Source organism: Magnetospirillum aberrantis SpK (assembly GCF_011022235.1).
Taxonomy (GTDB): Bacteria; Pseudomonadota; Alphaproteobacteria; order Rhodospirillales; family Magnetospirillaceae; genus Magnetospirillum; species Magnetospirillum aberrantis.
Genome location: NZ_JAAIYP010000034.1, coordinates 268,783 through 284,657 on the forward strand (window position 1 = coordinate 268,783; position 15,875 = coordinate 284,657).

A 15,875-nucleotide genomic window follows, 5' to 3' on the forward strand; every position below is an offset into this window, starting at 1 on the left:
TCAGCGCATCTCCTCCTTGGGCTCGACGCCGAAGATACCCAGGCCCGAGGCGATTACCTGGGCCACCGCGCGCAACAGGCCCAAGCGAGCCAGCGACACCTCGCGGTCACCCTCCTGAAGGAAGCGCAGGCTGGTGTCATCCTTGCCCTTGTTCCACAGGCCGTGGAAACCGGCAGCCACGTCGAACAGGTAGAAAGCGACACGATGGGGTTCGTGGGACTCGGCGGCACTTTCCACCAGACGCGGCCAGCCGGCCAGCAGCTTGATCAAACCAAGCTCGGCCGGATCGGTCAAGCGAGCCAGCGGCACCGCCGCCAGCGCCGGGCCCGACACGTCCAGGCCGGGCCACATCTCGGTGGCGTGACGTAGCACCGAATGGCAGCGGGCGTGGGCGTACTGGACATAAAACACCGGGTTGTCGCGCGATTGTTCCAGAACCTTGTCCAGGTCGAAATCCAACTGCGCGTCGTTCTTGCGGGTCAGCATGATGAAACGGACCACGTCCTTGCCGACGGAATCCACCAGATCGCGCAAGGTGACGAAGGTTCCCGCGCGTTTGCTCATCTTGTAGGGCTGCCCGCCCTTGAGCAGGTTGACCATCTGGCACAGCTTGACGTCGAGGGCGCCGCCACCTTCGCTGATGGCCTTGACCGCCGCCTGCATGCGCTTGACGTAGCCGCCATGGTCGGCCCCCATGACGTCGATCATCTCGGGACAGCCGCGCAGGAACTTGTCGTAGTGATAAGCGATGTCGGAAGCGAAATAGGTGTAGCTGCCATCCGACTTCTTGAGCGGGCGATCCACGTCGTCACCGAAACGGGTGGCCCGGAACAGCACCTGGGGACGCGGTTCCCAATCGTCGGGGGTCTTGCCCTTGGGCGGCTCCAGAACGCCGACATACACCTGATCGCGGTCTTCCAGGAACTTGAGGGCGGCATCCACCTTGCCCGCCTCGACCAGGGCGCGCTCCGAGGTGAAGACGTCGTGCCGGACACCCAGCGCCGCAAGGTCTTCGCGGATCATCGCCATCATGGCGTCAACCGCATGTTGACGGAACGGCACCAGCCATTCGGATTCGGGCGCAGTCTTGTAAAGGTCGCCGAATTGCTTGGCCAGCGCCTCACCCACCGGCTTCAGGTATTCACCGGGATAAAGTCCCTCAGGGATATCGCCGACCACTTCCCCCAGCGCCTCGCGATAGCGAATGTGGGCGGACCGGGCCAGAACGTCCACTTGGGCGCCGGCGTCGTTGATGTAGTATTCGCGGGTCACGTCGAACCCGGCCTTGGCCAGCAACAAAGCCAGGGCGTCGCCCACCACGGCGCCGCGCGCGTGGCCGATATGCATGGGGCCGGTGGGATTGGCCGACACGTATTCCACGTTGACGCGGCGGTTCTTGGCCTCGCCGTCGCCATAGGCGATGCCAGCCGCCAAAATCTCGGCCAAGCGCTCGTACCAGAAAGAATCGGCCAGACGCATGTTGAGGAAACCGGGGCCGGCCACCTCGACTGCGGTCACCGCCGGATGCTTGGCCAGTTCCCCGGCCAGGGCGTCGGCGATGTCACGCGGCTTCTTGCCGGCCGCCTTGGACAGCACCATGGCGGCATTGGTGGCGACGTCGCCATGGGCCGCCTCACGCGGGGGCTCGGCCGTCACCTTGCTGGTGTCGATCCCCTGAGGCAGGGTGCCATTGGCCACCAGACGGTCCAACGCAACATCAATTTCACTCTTGAAGTATTTGAAAAGGTTCATGGTTTCTCTTGCATGTCAAAAAGTCGCCGGTATTCGTCCAACGCAAAGCGATCGGTCATCCCGGCAATGTAATCGGCCACCACGCGGGCGGTCTTGGGGGTTCCGGCGCCATCGCACTGCCGCCGCCAATCGGGCGGCAAGCAGCCGGGTTCGGCGTGTAACAGGGTAAACAGGTCCTTGACCACCCGCCGCGCCTTGGACGTCATGCGGTTGACCAGGAAATGACGGTACATGTTGGGGAACAGGAATTCCTTGAGCGCGCGGTCATTGGCCTTCATGCCGTCCGAGAACGCCACCAGGGGCTGTCCCAACCGCCGCACGTCGTCGGCGCTTTTCGGGCGGAAATCGGCCAACCGGCGCCGCGTCTCCTCGATCATGTCGCCGATCATCAGGCCGATCATGCGGCGTACCGTTTCGTGAATCTGGACGCTGCGGTCGATGCCGGGATGATCACGCGCCACCTCGAACAACACCGGCCCGACCAGGGGCACGTCCTTGAGGTCGTCCAGGGTGAACAGCCCGGCGCGCAAGCCGTCCTCGATGTCATGGTTGTTGTAGGCGACATCATCCGCCAGCGCCGCCACCTGGGCCTCGGCGCTGGCGAAAGTATCCAGTTCCAGGTCGTGGCGGGCGACGTATTCGGTGATCGCCCCAGGCACCAGCCAGTCTTTCTTCACCGCCTGCGACCCGACCAGCGGGCCGTTATGCTTGACCAGCCCCTCCAGCGTCTCCCAGGTCAGGTTGAGGCCGTCGAAGGCGACGTAACGCTTTTCCAGCTTGGTCACAACCCGAAGCGACTGAGCGTTGTGGTCGAAACCACCATAGGCGCCGGCCACCTCCTGAAGCGCGTCTTCGCCGGCGTGTCCGAACGGCGTGTGCCCCAGATCGTGGGCCAGCGCCAGGGATTCGGCCATGTCCTCGTCCAGCCCCAACACACGGGCGACAGAGCGCGCGATCTGCGACACCTCAAGCGAATGGGTCAGCCGGGTACGGAAATTGTCGCCTTCGTGGTAGACGAAGACCTGGGTCTTGTACTGAAGCCGGCGGAACGCCGCGCAATGGATGATGCGGTCGCGGTCGCGCTGGAACGGGGTGCGGGTCAGGCTTTCCGGTTCGGGATACAAACGGCCGCGCGATTCCTCGGGCCGACAGGCATAAGGTGCAAGAACGGCAGAACGGGCAAGCGGCGTCGCGGTCATGTGCGGACACTACAAGCGGGCGGGCACGAACGCAACCTCGCACCCCGGCCGGCACTGGACAAGAACGGGAACGATCCCCAGTTAAAGGGCAACAAGCCTGACTTTTCTATTCCGGGGCCGATGGAGTTTGCTATGGTTCAAGACAATTCCGCCTCGCCCCCATTCGATGGAGTTCCCATGGCCGAAACGGCAGCCGCGACCGAAACCCGCGTCGTCATCACCCCCAGCGCCTCCCAACGGGTGCAGACCCTGATCAAGATGGAAGGCAAGCCCAACCTGATGCTGCGGCTGTCGGTTTCCGGCGGCGGCTGTTCGGGCTTTCAATACGGCATCACGCTGGACGACCAGATCAACGAGGACGACGTCGTCACCGAACAGCACGGCACCAAGGTAGTGGTCGATCAGACCTCGCTGGACCTTCTGGCCGGAACCGAGGTCGATTTCGTCGAGGATTTGATGGGAGCGTCCTTCCAGTTCCGCAATCCCAACGCCACCTCGACCTGCGGCTGCGGCTCCAGTTTCTCGGTCTGACCGTCACCAGTCCTTGCAGCGCGCCGACACCGCCCGATAGCTTTCCGGCGTATCGATGGCGGCGTTGGCGCGTCGGGTGTCGCGCCGGTATTTTTCCAAGGCCGGCTCGGCCGCCGCCATGAACCGCTCGGCCATCTCCTTGGCCGCCCTTTGCATGTCGTTACGCGACACCGCAAAAGGCCGGACCCGTGCCGCCAGGGCCGTAAGGTCACGTTTCAGGCTTTGTTCCGCCTCGCGAAAGTTACGTTGGGCGATCGACACATGCTCGTTTTCGTGGCGTAGAATCTCGGTATAGGGGCACGACCCCTTGCCATATTCCACCGCCACATCCACCTGTAGCATGGTCATCTCCCACTTGGCCTCGACGTCGCGCACCTTGGCGCAGATGGTGCCGTCCGACAATTTGGCGAAAGCCAGGGTTGGGCGAACGGTGAAATGGGTCTTGGCCTGGGTCAGGCCGGCATGACGGCGGTCCGAGGTCATGTGCCCGTTGCCGCCCAAGGCACCGATTCGCGGCCGGGTCAATGCGTGGCGGATGTTGGGAGGTGGCAGGTCGGAAACCACCCGGACCTTGGGCGGATCGGCCCCCGGACAGGTTGCGGCAACGGCCGGCACCATTGTCGCCAGGATCAGGGCGCCCCCCAAGACAACGGCGGATATGCTATGCTGCGCCACGGTCGCCCCTTACCCACGAAGCCAAAGCGATCTTGTCGTTTTTCCGCCGGACCCGCAACCATCCGGCCAACCCGCGAGAGGAAGCACCGGTGAGAATCGCCACCTTCAACGTCAATTCCGTGCGCGCCCGCCTGCCCAACCTGTTGGAATGGCTGGGCAGCGCCGCTCCCGACGTGGTGCTGTTGCAGGAAATCAAATGCCAGGACGAACAGTTCCCGGCATTGGAATTGGAAGCCGCCGGGTATCACGTCGCCGTGCACGGCCAGAAAAGCTATAACGGCGTCGCCATCTTGTCGCGCGCGGCCATCGAAGACGTGCGACGCGGTCTGCCCGGTGCCGAATCCGAGGGCGACGAACAGGCCCGCTACATCGAAGCCACCATTGGCGGCATCCGTGTCGCCTCGCTTTACCTGCCCAACGGCAACCCCGCGCCCGGCGAGAAGTTCGATTACAAGTTGCGCTGGATGCGCCGGTTGATTGACCATGCCCGCACGCTTCTGGCGACGCAAACGCCGTTCGTCCTGGGCGGCGACTACAATGTCTGCCCCACCGACGCCGACGTCTACGACCCCGTCAACTGGCAAAACGACGCCTTGTGCCGCCCGGAAAGCCGCGCCCTGTTCCGCGAGCTCTGTCACCTTGGGTTGACGGAGGCGTTCCGGGCCCTGCACCCGGAACCGGGCCGCTATACCTTTTGGGATTACCAGGGCGGTGCCTGGCAACGTGGTCAGGGATTGCGCATCGACCACCTGTTGTTGTCGCCACAAGCCGCCGATCGTTTGGTTGCCTGCGACATCGACAAAGAGCCGCGCAGCCGTGAAAAGGCTTCCGACCATACGCCGATCTGGGTGGAACTGAGCTAACAACGCTATCTGTGTGTTATTTCATGCTCTATATACAACATTTTTGTTGTTGTTGAGTTTTAGAATTGATATGACATTATGACGTCACGTTGCGGCGCACACTTGCATCCCCCCTATCAGCCATCGAGTAAGGGCATGTCCTCGAATATCCTGGAAAAGACGGTCATCGACGTCCACCACTGGACGGATTCCCTGTTCACCCTCAAGCTGACGCGCGATCCTGGATTTCGCTTTGAAAGCGGCCAGTTCGCCATGATCGGCCTGATGGTGGATGGCCGGCCGTTGATGCGGGCCTATTCCATGGCCAGCGCGGCCTACGAGGACCATCTGGAATTCCTGTCCATCAAGGTGCCGAACGGTCCCTTGACCTCGCGCCTTCAGCACGTCAAACCGGGCGACACCATCTTGGTGAACAAGAAGACCACCGGCACCCTGATCCTCGACAATCTGCTGCCGGGCAAGCGCCTTTACCTGCTGGCCACCGGCACCGGCTTGGCGCCATTCCTGTCGATCGTCAAGGACCCGGCGGTGTACGAACGCTACGACCAGGTCGTGCTGGTGCACGGCGTGCGCCGGGTGTCCGATCTGGTCTATGGTGATTTCATCCAATACCACCTGCCCGAGAACGAGTTCTTTGGCGAGGAAGCCCGCCACAAGCTGGTCTATTACCCGACCGTCACGCGCGAGCCTTATGTCCACCAGGGACGCATCACCGAATTGGCCAAGTCGGGAAAATTGTTCGAGGATTTGGGCAACCCGTTCATCAACACCGCCGAGGATCGGGTGATGATCTGCGGCAACCCAAACATGATGAACGAGTTGGCGGAATGGCTGGACGGCGCAGGCTTCAAACAAGGCAGCAACGCCGGGCCGGGCCATTACGTCATCGAAAAGGCTTTTGCCGAGAAATAGGCCCGTCCTCACCTTTCCTCAGGCGGCGCAATCATCGCGCCGCCTTTTTTATGCCGGTTTTCCAGCTCTCGCCCGTTTTATCCATCGGGGAAGAATGTTCCCCGCTCGGGCTGGAGTTCCTTGGCATGCATGTTCAAAGTCTGACCACCGCACGCACCTTGCTGGCGCGGGGGAAGCTGGAAGTCTTTTCCTTCGACGTCTTCGACACTGTCTTGTTGCGTCGCTGTACCTCGCCCGAAGCGGTTTTCGAACGTGCCTTTCAACTGGCCCCCATTCCGGCCGGTCGCCAAACGGCCGTGGAATCCTTTGTCCAGAATCGCAAGCTGGCGGAAACCAAGGCGCGCAAAGCCGCCGTGGCAAGCGGGAAATCACCCGAAATCCATATCGCCGACATCTACCGGCATTTCCCGACCACCGTCTTCGGCCTGAAACGGGATGCCTGGACCGATCTGGTCGAGGCGGAATTCCAGGCGGAATGCGAATTGTGTTTCGCCAACCCGGACATCGTCGCCCTGATCGCGGACACACGGGCAAAAGGCATCCGTACCGGTTTCCTGTCCGACACCTATTGGAACAGTGAGCGGCTCGCCCACCTGCTGCACATCTGCGCCCCCAGCCTTGAGTGGGACTTTTTGTACGCTTCGTGCGACCATCGCAGCGGCAAGAACGAGCAATTGTTCCCCCAATTGTTGGCCGACCGACATGTGGACGCCAAGCATGTGGCGCATATGGGCGACAATCCGCGATCCGACGTCCGCTCGGCCAAACGCCACGGCATCCAGGCGGTGGCCTATCCGCAGGCATCGGCACAATTGGCCGGCATCTTCGAACGCGAGGGGGCGGTGTTTCCTCTGGTCTGCGGGCACAACACCGCGTCGAAGCGGCTGGATCGAGGATTGCGGACCCTGCGCCGACGGGTGGCGGCATGGGCGCCCGAGGATACCCCTGCCTTCACTTACGGTACCCAAGTTCTCGGCCCGGTCATGGCGGCTTTCGACCATTTCGTCGCCCGCCGTGTGGAGGAACTGAAGCAGGGTGACCGCAAGACGGCGATGATTTTCCTGGCCCGCGACGGCTTGCTGCCGTTTCAGATCTGGCAGGCGAACCGTGACGATGGCGCCAGCTATTGCGAGATCAACCGGCGGATCGCCCTGATCGCCGGATCACGCGACACCCAGCCGTTGGCTAAGCTGTTCCGTCAGGTTCCTTTGGTCAACCGCATGGTGACCAAGAGTTTTTTCAAGACGGAGCCCATCCGTGTGGCCAATTTCATGGAGAAACTGGAAGGGCAAAGCATATCCGGCAAGGATTTTGCCGACGCCCTGCCGTCGTTGTTGACGGACAGCGACATAACGGGCATCGCTGGCGAATTGCGGGCTGGCATCATGGCCCATTTGCGCGCCGTTGTCCCCGATTTCGATCGATGCACCGACCTGATCCTGGTGGATTTGGGATATGGCGGCAGCGTGCAAAAGGGATTGCGCGCCATCCTGGACCTGGAGGGCCTTTCCCCTCGTCTGCACGGCCTGTACCTGATCACCGAGGATTTTTCCCTTCATGAATTGGATGAACGGGACACGGCAGAAGGCTTGTTGGCCGATTGGGTCATGTCCCCCCATGTCAAGCGGGCCTTGCTGAACAACATCTCGATCGTCGAACAGATGTGCAGCGCCCCCGAGGGGTCGGTCAGCCAATACGCCAGGGACGGTTCGGTACAGCGGGAAAACGATCCCCGCCCACAGGCACAGCTTGCGCTTTGCGCGGATATCCGCCGAGGTGCGGCCCACTACATCCAGGCGGTGAAGCCCCTGATGGACGGCGGTTATCCCGATCCTCTGGCCACCGAAGAGGATTGCGCCTCTTGGGCAGGAACCATCTTGGCCCGTGCCTTGTTGCTGCCGACAGACGCGGAACTGGCCCTATTGGGAACACTCAAGCATGACATGAACCTGGGCTCTCAAGCCCTGGCCCCCATGGTTTCGGTTTCCTCCGCACACTCCTTTGTCGCCGCCCAATCCCTTCCCATGGCCTTTTCCCTCAAGGGACCGCAGATGTGGCCGGCGGCCAGCATGGCGGCGCTCTCCCCTCTGCATGGCTATCTCTACGCGTTCAACGGCATGGGTTTACTGTCCACCGACGTGGTTGGCGAGCTGCCATGCGGCGAAGCCGAAGTGACGTTGCTGAGCGACCGGCAAGCCTATCCGCTCAAGGTCACCTGCCTGCGCGACGGATTTGGCCACTTCCGCCTGCGCGTTCCCGTTCTCAAAAACAGCAACTTCACCGCCATCGCCATTCCAGCGGAAACGCTGCCTGCCGAAGGGCGTATCCGTTCGCTGAGCTTGCAACAAGGGAACGGCGCGTTGGAAGCTACCCCGGAAAACGACATCGTCGAACTGCCTTTCGACAAGATCACGGGGCTGGACATGCTCTTCGCCGATGGGGTCTATCGGGCGGAGCCGCAAGGGATGCTCCTGCTCCAGTTTCCCCCGCTGGCCAAGAGAATCGGCTTGGTCACCTTGACCATCGCGCCGCCGGAAGGGAGCAGGATCCTGGCATTCTAAGCCACCACAGCCCGCACCAGCGCCCCCAGTTCCGCCGCGTAATCCTTTCCATCCTCGCGCAGTCCGGCGATGGCCCGACGCTGGCGTTCGGCCAAAGAGGAATCGGCCACAGCGGCAGCGAGAGCCGTCCAGAAATCCCCCAACCCATCCACACGCGGGAAAACATCAGGCCAATGCGACGCGCCCATGACGTCCCCCAGGCACAGAGCCGGCCGCCCCAACCGTACGGCATCAAGCAGCGCCGTCGAAAAGGTGTTCAGGGTGACAACCACATCGGCGGCGGCCATCTGTTCGAACAGATCGTTTCCTTCGTAGCGGCCGTTCAAGACCGACACCGCTGGGGGATCGCCCAACAGGCGCAAGATTGTGGGGTAAAATTGTGGGTCGTCCCAATAGGGCTTAGGCCGCACCGCCACATGGAACTCGTCGGGCACTCCTCCCAACAGGGTTTGCAAAGCGTCCAGATGATCCCCAAAATGAAGCTGAGGCACGTCCCCCAGCCGCACGGCCGAGGACAGCAGCAAGACGACTTTCTTGTCTGGCGGCAATCCCAGGCACCCCCGCAGGGTGGCGATGTCGGGTAATGCCTGTTCCGCCGGTTCAAGATGACCGGTGACCCGTTTTACCGCGTTTCGTCTGACGACCGGAAAGGCGTCCGCGTCCCGTCTGGACCAGAATCCGACCCCTTCGGCGTCCGCGAAAAAGGGATCGGGGTGAAACGGAACCCCATGCGGCAACAGGATGCGGCGGGCACCGGCCTCGCCCAGGGCCTTGAACACAATCCGTCCCGAGGGTGTGTCGATGGCGGACAGCAACCAGGCGTCCACATCCAAAGCCTTGGCGACGTCGCGGGTGGCCTGTCCCAAAGCGGCCAAAGCGGGCCAATGCCGCCCGGCATGGAAAAGGTAGTTGGACTTAAGGAAGGGATTGGCGAACAGATCACCCTCCCCCTCTGCGGGCAATGCCTCGGCGAATGCGATCCATTGTGGGTCCGGTGTCCCTTCGTCGGAACGGGTGATCTTGAAAACCGGCCCCAAATTGTCCAGAACACCCAAACCGTGGTGGGGCTGGGACGGGCCGTGCAACACGAAAACCGTTTCAATTCCCTGTTCACGCAGCGCTTGCGCCACCTGGACGGGGCGATACACCCAAGTCACATCCAAAGCCACCCGATGCCGTCCGGCAAGGCGCGGATTATGGCGCTGATAATGGGTTATGGCATTCAGGCGAGGACCAATGTTCCCTTCCATCCCGGCCAGATGCAAAGGCGACGGTCTATCCCTATTGGGCATGATGGCGTTGATCACGGAACGGCCGGTCAACACAGCTTGGTGGGCCGCGACGGCGGCGCCGACATCGGACGGCAGTTCCGCCTGTGCGGCCCGCGTGAAATTCCAGGTGGGAACAATGACCGTGCGAATTTCGGGATGGTCGGCCAGGAACCGTTCCATCACCTCGGCGGTGATGGCAACCTGTTGCGTGAAAAGGCGGAAACCATAAGAACAGATTCGGGGAATGTCACCCGCAGGGCCGGACAGGGAATGATCCAGTTTTTCCCAGAAAGACTGGTTGGCGCGGGTTTGCCTGTTCCCGTTTTCCGGTCCCAGAAGTTCCCAATAAGGAACCACGGGAATCCCCACGGCCGCCAATTGCAAGGCCACATCGGCCAACAGGGGCAACAAAGCTTGCGCCCCCAGAAGATGCGGGGCATGGGCAGCGATGGCCTTGAAGTGCGGCAGGGACGGAATCACCAGAACGGCATCGTCCACCACCACATTCTCGGCCGCGCTCAGCGGAACATCGATAACCGTCACGGCCCTGATCCATCGAAGCCTCTTCTTCGATGAAACGGATCAGGGCCGGATATCCGGCGTTCAGCGATCCAGTTGCGACACGTCGCGCACCGCGCCGCGCGCCGCGCTGGTGGTCATGGCGGCATAGGCGCGCAATGCCTGGCTGACCGGGCGGTCACGGTCCACCGGCTTCCACGCGCTTCCGCCCTTGGCCTCCATCGCGGCGCGACGGGTGGCAAGGATTTCGTCCGACACGTCAACCCGGATGACGCGGTTGGGAATGTCGATGACGATGGTGTCGCCGGCTTCCACCAGACCGATGGCGCCACCTTCGGCCGCTTCGGGGCTGGCATGGCCGATGGACAGGCCCGACGTGCCCCCCGAGAAGCGGCCATCGGTGATCAGCGCGCACTTCTTGCCCAGGCCCATGCTCTTGAGATAGCTGGTGGGATACAACATCTCCTGCATGCCCGGACCGCCCTTGGGGCCTTCGTAGCGGACGATGACCACGTCGCCTTCCTTGACCACGCCGCCCAGGATCTTGGCCACCGCCTCTTCCTGGCTTTCGCAGATCACCGCCGGACCGGTGAAGGTCAGATTCGAGGCGTCCACGCCCGCCGTCTTCACGATGCAGCCGTCAAGGGCGATGTTGCCGAACAGCACGGCCAGACCGCCGTCCTTGGAGAAGGCATGCTCGACCGAGCGGATGATCCCCTTGGTACGGTCGGTGTCGATGGCGTCCCAGCGCTTGTCCTGGCTGAACGCCTCGGTGGTGCGCACGCCGCCGGGCGCCGCCTTGAAGAAGGTATGAACCGCCGGATCGTTGGTGCGGCACACGTCCCACTTGTTCAGCGCGTCGCCCAGGCTGGGCGCGTGCACGGTGGCACAATCGGCGTGAACCAGACCGCCACGCTCCAACTCGCCCAGGATGCCCATGATGCCGCCGGCGCGATGCACGTCCTCGATGTGCACGTCGGCGATATTGGGCGCCACCTTGCACAGGCACGGCACACGGCGGCTCAAGCGATCGATGTCGGCCATGGTGAAATTCACGCCCGCTTCCCCTGCTGCGGCCAGCAGGTGCAGCACGGTGTTGGTCGACCCGCCCATGGCGATGTCCAGCGTCATGGCGTTCTCGAACGCCTTCATGCTGGCGATAGAGCGCGGCAGCACCGTCTCGTCGCCCTTTTCGTAATAGCGACGGGTGATCTCGACGATACGGCGGCCGGCTTCCAGGAACAGTTCCTTGCGGTCGGCATGGGTGGCCAACTGGGTGCCGTTGCCGGGCAGGCTGAGCCCCAGCGCCTCGGTCAGGCAGTTCATGGAATTGGCGGTGAACATGCCCGAGCAGGAACCACAGGTGGGACAGGAATTACGCTCGAATTCCTCGGCCTCCTCGTCGGTCACGTTCTTGTCGGCACCCTTGATCATGGCGTCGATCAAATCGACCGCGTGGGTCTCGCCCTTGTAGGTGACCTTGCCGGCCTCCATCGGCCCGCCCGAGACGAAGATGGTCGGGATGTTGAGGCGCAAGCTGGCCATCAGCATGCCGGGCGTGATCTTGTCGCAATTGGAAATGCAGATCAGCGCGTCGGCGGTGTGGGCGTTGCACATGTATTCCACCGAATCGGCGATGATCTCGCGCGAGGGCAGCGAGTACAGCATGCCGGAATGACCCATGGCGATGCCGTCGTCGATGGCGATGGTGTTGAATTCCTTGGCGACACCGCCGGCCTTCTCGATCTCGCGCGCCACCATCTGCCCCAAATCCTTGAGGTGCACGTGGCCGGGCACGAACTGGGTAAAGGAATTGGCGATGGCGATGATCGGCTTGCCGAAATCCTCGTCCTTCATACCGGTGGCGCGCCACAGACCGCGGGCGCCAGCCATGTTGCGACCATGGGTGGAGGTACGGGAACGGTATTCCGGCATGACGGCGTAACCTTCGACTTAAGGAAAAACGGAAGAAGGGGAAAATACCCCTCGCCACCGCCGCTGCCTAGAAAATTCAAAAGTTCTATTGCTCGACCGGGGAACGGCGCGCGGCGCGCTTCAGGTCCTGTTCGAAGGACGTGCCCGTCACCTTGCCCAGCTTGCGGCGATAGATGGAGACGCTTTCCATCACCCGCTGCACGTAGTTGCGGGTCTCGGTGAAAGGAATCATCTCGATCCAGTCGATGACGTCCACGTTGGGGTCGCGCGGGTCGCCATATTCCTTGATCCAGCGCCGCGCACGCGACGGTCCGGCGTTGTAGCCGACCAGCGACAGGATGTAGGAGCCGTCGAAATCGTCGATCAGGTCGCCCAGATAGGCACGCCCCAAACGAACATTGAAGTCGGGATCGTCCAGATTCTTGGGGTTGAACTTGACCTTCAGCGACTTGGCCACCTTTTCCGCTGTGGCCGGCATCAACTGCATCAGGCCTCGCGCCCCAACCGGCGAGCGCACGGCTTGCATGAAACCGCTTTCCTGGCGGATGAGCGCCAGCACCAGTGCCTTTTCCGGCCCGTCCTCGGCCGAGATCGGCGGCACCGGCCAACCGGCGCCGACCAGGAACACGCTGTCGCGGTCGGCGCGGCGCGCCACCGTCACCGCCAGATCATCACGCCCGCCTTCCAGCGCCAGACGCCCAACCAAGGCACGTTCGCCCGGCGTCTGGGCGACGTCGTTGAGACGGATGAAGAAAGCCCGAAGATTTTCGCTCTCTCCAGCCTCCATCATAAGACGGATGGCGCGCACCAGTTCGTTGGCGTTGAAGCTTTTCCGGTCCTCGGCGGTGATCTGGGGCTCGGACGGCAACGGCCAATGATGGTTGTCCAGACGCGACGCCGAAAGCTGGCCGTAATAGGCGGTCAGATATTGCGCGCCTTGCCCATACCACGACCGGGCGGCGGCCGTGTCGCCCAGCGCCTCGGCGGTGCGGCCGGCCCAATAGGCGGCACGCGACCGTGACAGCGGCGTGGTGACATTGTCCCACAGTCGCTGAAAATGGGCCATGGCGGTTTCGCGGTCATCCAGGAAGCGAAGCGCCACCCAGCCAGCCATGAACTCGGCATCGGCATATTGGCTGGTGGAACCGTCCAGGGCATGGTCGGCGGCCACCTGATAGGCGCGCGAGATCAAGCCCTTTTGCAAGGCGCGTCGCGCCAGGATTCCCCGTTCCTGCCACCACAGGTCGGGACGGACCTTGTTGCGGGCGGGATGGGACAACAGCTCGATGGCGTCCTCGTCCAGATCCTTTTGCCGGCGCCAGCGCACACGGTCGTAGATCAGGCCGGGATCGTCGCGCAATTCCTTGGGCACCTCGGCCAGCAAAGGTTCGGGATTGGCCTTGCCGTCCTGAAGCGCCATGCGGGCACGGGCCAAGGCACGGTGGCCGCTTCCCACCTTGAGGATCATCCGCCCGGCCGGGCCGTCCTGTTTGTCCCACAACAGCCGGTCCAGACGCCGCCAATGGTCCTCGGGCCGCAGGAACTCGTCGAACAGCGTCAGGAACTGGCGTTCCTGCATGGTACCGAAGCCCCCGTCGACCCAGGTGGAGCGGATCACCTGGACGGCCTGGTCCTGCATACCCTCCGCCAACAGGGCGCGAGCATAGGCCATGCCGCCATCGACGGTCACCGGTTCATGATGGCGAAACCATCCCAGGATGCGGTCGTGAGGGGTGGCCGGGCCAATGGCCTCTTCCGCCCGTCGTTGAAGCTGGCTGGACAGCGGCCAGTCGGGCGACGAATCCAGAAACGAGGTGATTTCCTCGAACGACGCGCCGGAACGCGGCGAAACATAGGTGTTCCAACGTACCAGCTTGGCCAGAAGCCGATCACGCGCACGCATGGCTGTGCGTTCGGCCTCGTCGAAACGATCCTTGCGCAAGGCGGTGAAAACATCGCGGTAAAGTTTCGCTTCAGCCGAGACGTTCGCCGCCGACGCGGGTGCCATGCCCCCCAGCAACCAAACAGCCACAAGCAGGACGGATGTCGAAAGCTTCAACGCAGATCCCCGATCGCGACAGGTGCCGGCGGCGCCCCGGCGCCGCGTCTTTGCAGGCATTCTAGGGAAGGCGACGAAGCAGACGCAAGCCATACGCGCGCAGATCGGCAACTTCCTCGCCCCGCCCCTTGTCCCGGACGCTGCTTGGCGCTAATGTCGCAGGCTTTCCGCAAGCCACCTCTTCTTTTGGAAAAACGGCCATGTTCAAGGGATCGATCACCGCCCTCATCACCCCCTTCCGCGATGGAAGCGTGGACGAGAAGGCGTTCCAGGATTTCGTCGCCTGGCAGATCGCCGAGGGCACGCATGCCGTGGTCCCGTGCGGCACCACCGGCGAGTCCCCGACGCTGTCCCACGCGGAACACCACCGCGTGGTGGAATTGTGCATCGAGGTGGCCAAAGGAAAAGTCCCGGTGATCGCCGGTGCCGGTTCGAATTCCACCGAGGAAGCGATCCAACTGACCCGCCACGCCAAGCAGGCCGGCGCCGACGCGGCCCTGATCGTGGCGCCCTATTACAACAAGCCCAACCAGGAGGGCCTGTTCCGCCATTACGAGGCCATCGTCAAGGCGGTGGACCTGCCGGTCATCGTCTACAACATCCCCGGCCGCTCGGTGGTCAACATCTCGGTCGAGACCTTCCAGCGTCTGGCCAAGCTGCCGAACATCGTCGGCGTCAAGGATGCCACCGCCGATCTGGCCCGTCCGTTGCAAATCCGTACCGCCGTCGGTGCCGATTTCTGCCAATTGTCGGGCGAGGACGCCACCGCCACCGCCTTCCTGGCTCAGGGCGGCGTCGGCTGCATCTCGGTGACCTCCAACGTTGCCCCCAAGCTGTGCGCCCAGATGCACGATGCCTGGATGGCCGGCGATCTGGCCACCTGTTTCGCCCTGCGTGACCGGCTGATGGTCCTGCACGATGCCATGTTCGTCGAGGGCAACCCGGTGCCGGCCAAGTACGGTGCCAGCCTGCTCGGCAAGTGCCTGCCCGACGTCCGTCTGCCGATGGTCGGCCTGTCCGACGCCTCCAAGGCCAAGGTCGAAACGGCGATGAAGTCCGTCGGCCTGATCTGAGAAAGTCTCTTTATCGCCGCCCCGGCCGCCGCCGGGGCGGCCCGCAAGGTCCAAGATGTCCCTTCCCGAGCATATCGCCGCGCAAAACCGTAAGGCGCGGCATGAATATTCCATCACCGACACCGTCGAGGCCGGCATAATCCTGGTCGGCACCGAGGTCAAGGCGTTGCGCGCCGGCAAGGGCAACATCAACGAAGCCTATGCCGGGCCGTCGAAAGAGGGTGAAATCTTCCTCTACAACGCCTACATCCCGGAATACCAGTCCAGCATGCCGTTCCCGCACGAGACGCGGCGGCCGCGCAAGCTGTTGCTGCACCGTCGCGAGTTGCGCAAGCTGGCGGCGGCGGTGGCCAAGGAGGGAATGACCCTGGTGCCGCTGGATATCCATTTCACCCCGCGCGGCATCGCCAAGGTCACGCTGGGCATCGCCAAGGGCCGCAAGCACCACGACAAGCGCGAGGCGGTCAAGCAACGCGACTGGGCACGCGACAAGGCGCGCCTGATGCGGGAGAAGGGCTGAGCTTC

The 15,875-nt window shown here is 62.9% G+C and carries 12 protein-coding genes; 6 read left to right on the plus strand and 6 right to left on the minus strand.

Annotation, left to right across the window (positions count from 1 at the left end; translation table 11 throughout):
- Both argS and G4223_RS07555 read right to left on the minus strand, forming a co-directional pair.
- Window positions 1-1,752, minus strand: a complete 1,752-nt coding sequence (gene argS, locus G4223_RS07550; protein ID WP_163677245.1) for an arginine--tRNA ligase — start codon at window positions 1,750-1,752, stop codon at window positions 1-3.
- Window positions 1,749-2,951, minus strand: a complete 1,203-nt coding sequence (locus G4223_RS07555) for a deoxyguanosinetriphosphate triphosphohydrolase (protein WP_163677248.1) — start codon at window positions 2,949-2,951, stop codon at window positions 1,749-1,751. Before G4223_RS07555 ends, argS begins: the two co-directional genes overlap by 4 nt.
- A 177-nt stretch (window positions 2,952-3,128) precedes the next feature.
- On the opposite strand from G4223_RS07555, the gene erpA reads away from it, so the two are divergent.
- On the plus strand, window positions 3,129-3,482 hold the full coding sequence (gene erpA, locus G4223_RS07560; protein WP_163677251.1) for an iron-sulfur cluster insertion protein ErpA: 354 nt from the start codon (window positions 3,129-3,131) through the stop codon (window positions 3,480-3,482).
- Between the two features lie 3 nt (window positions 3,483-3,485).
- Here the strand turns inward: erpA and G4223_RS07565 are convergent, their stop codons facing one another.
- Window positions 3,486-4,157, minus strand: coding sequence for a hypothetical protein (locus G4223_RS07565; RefSeq protein ID WP_163677254.1), 672 nt, complete (start codon window positions 4,155-4,157; stop codon window positions 3,486-3,488).
- A gap of 89 nt (window positions 4,158-4,246) precedes the next feature.
- Between G4223_RS07565 and xth the strand changes: the two genes are divergently transcribed.
- From xth to G4223_RS07580, 3 genes are all read left to right on the plus strand, one after another.
- Window positions 4,247-5,020: an exodeoxyribonuclease III gene (gene xth, locus G4223_RS07570; RefSeq protein WP_163677257.1), complete on the plus strand. Its 774-nt coding sequence runs from the start codon at window positions 4,247-4,249 to the stop codon at window positions 5,018-5,020.
- A 135-nt stretch (window positions 5,021-5,155) separates the two neighbouring features.
- Window positions 5,156-5,932 carry a ferredoxin--NADP reductase gene (locus G4223_RS07575; RefSeq protein ID WP_163677259.1) on the plus strand — a complete coding sequence of 259 codons (777 nt, stop codon included), beginning with the start codon at window positions 5,156-5,158 and terminating at the stop codon, window positions 5,930-5,932.
- A 125-nt stretch (window positions 5,933-6,057) separates the two neighbouring features.
- Entirely contained in the window at window positions 6,058-8,493 is a 2,436-nt protein-coding gene (locus G4223_RS07580) for an HAD family hydrolase (RefSeq protein WP_163677262.1), read from the plus strand.
- On the opposite strand, the gene G4223_RS07585 is transcribed toward G4223_RS07580, so the two are convergent.
- The 3 genes from G4223_RS07585 to G4223_RS07595 all read right to left on the minus strand — a co-directional run bounded on the left by G4223_RS07585 (window position 8,490) and on the right by G4223_RS07595 (window position 14,226).
- A complete protein-coding gene (locus G4223_RS07585; protein WP_163677265.1) occupies window positions 8,490-10,307 on the minus strand; it encodes a glycosyltransferase family protein in 1,818 nt (605 codons plus the stop codon). The two genes, G4223_RS07580 and G4223_RS07585, sit on opposite strands and share 4 nt — an antisense overlap.
- A gap of 60 nt (window positions 10,308-10,367) precedes the next feature.
- Complete coding sequence (gene ilvD, locus G4223_RS07590) at window positions 10,368-12,218, minus strand: dihydroxy-acid dehydratase (protein ID WP_163677268.1); 1,851 nt, start codon at window positions 12,216-12,218, stop codon at window positions 10,368-10,370.
- Window positions 12,219-12,303: 85 nt separating this feature from the next.
- Complete coding sequence (locus G4223_RS07595; RefSeq protein WP_163677271.1) at window positions 12,304-14,226, minus strand: lytic transglycosylase domain-containing protein; 1,923 nt, start codon at window positions 14,224-14,226, stop codon at window positions 12,304-12,306.
- A gap of 251 nt (window positions 14,227-14,477) precedes the next feature.
- Between G4223_RS07595 and dapA the strand changes: the two genes are divergently transcribed.
- Window positions 14,478-15,350 carry a 4-hydroxy-tetrahydrodipicolinate synthase gene (dapA, locus tag G4223_RS07600; RefSeq protein WP_163677275.1) on the plus strand — a complete coding sequence of 291 codons (873 nt, stop codon included), beginning with the start codon at window positions 14,478-14,480 and terminating at the stop codon, window positions 15,348-15,350.
- A gap of 55 nt (window positions 15,351-15,405) precedes the next feature.
- Window positions 15,406-15,870 carry an SsrA-binding protein SmpB gene (smpB, locus tag G4223_RS07605; protein ID WP_163677278.1) on the plus strand — a complete coding sequence of 155 codons (465 nt, stop codon included), beginning with the start codon at window positions 15,406-15,408 and terminating at the stop codon, window positions 15,868-15,870.
- Window positions 15,871-15,875 lie beyond the last annotated feature (5 nt).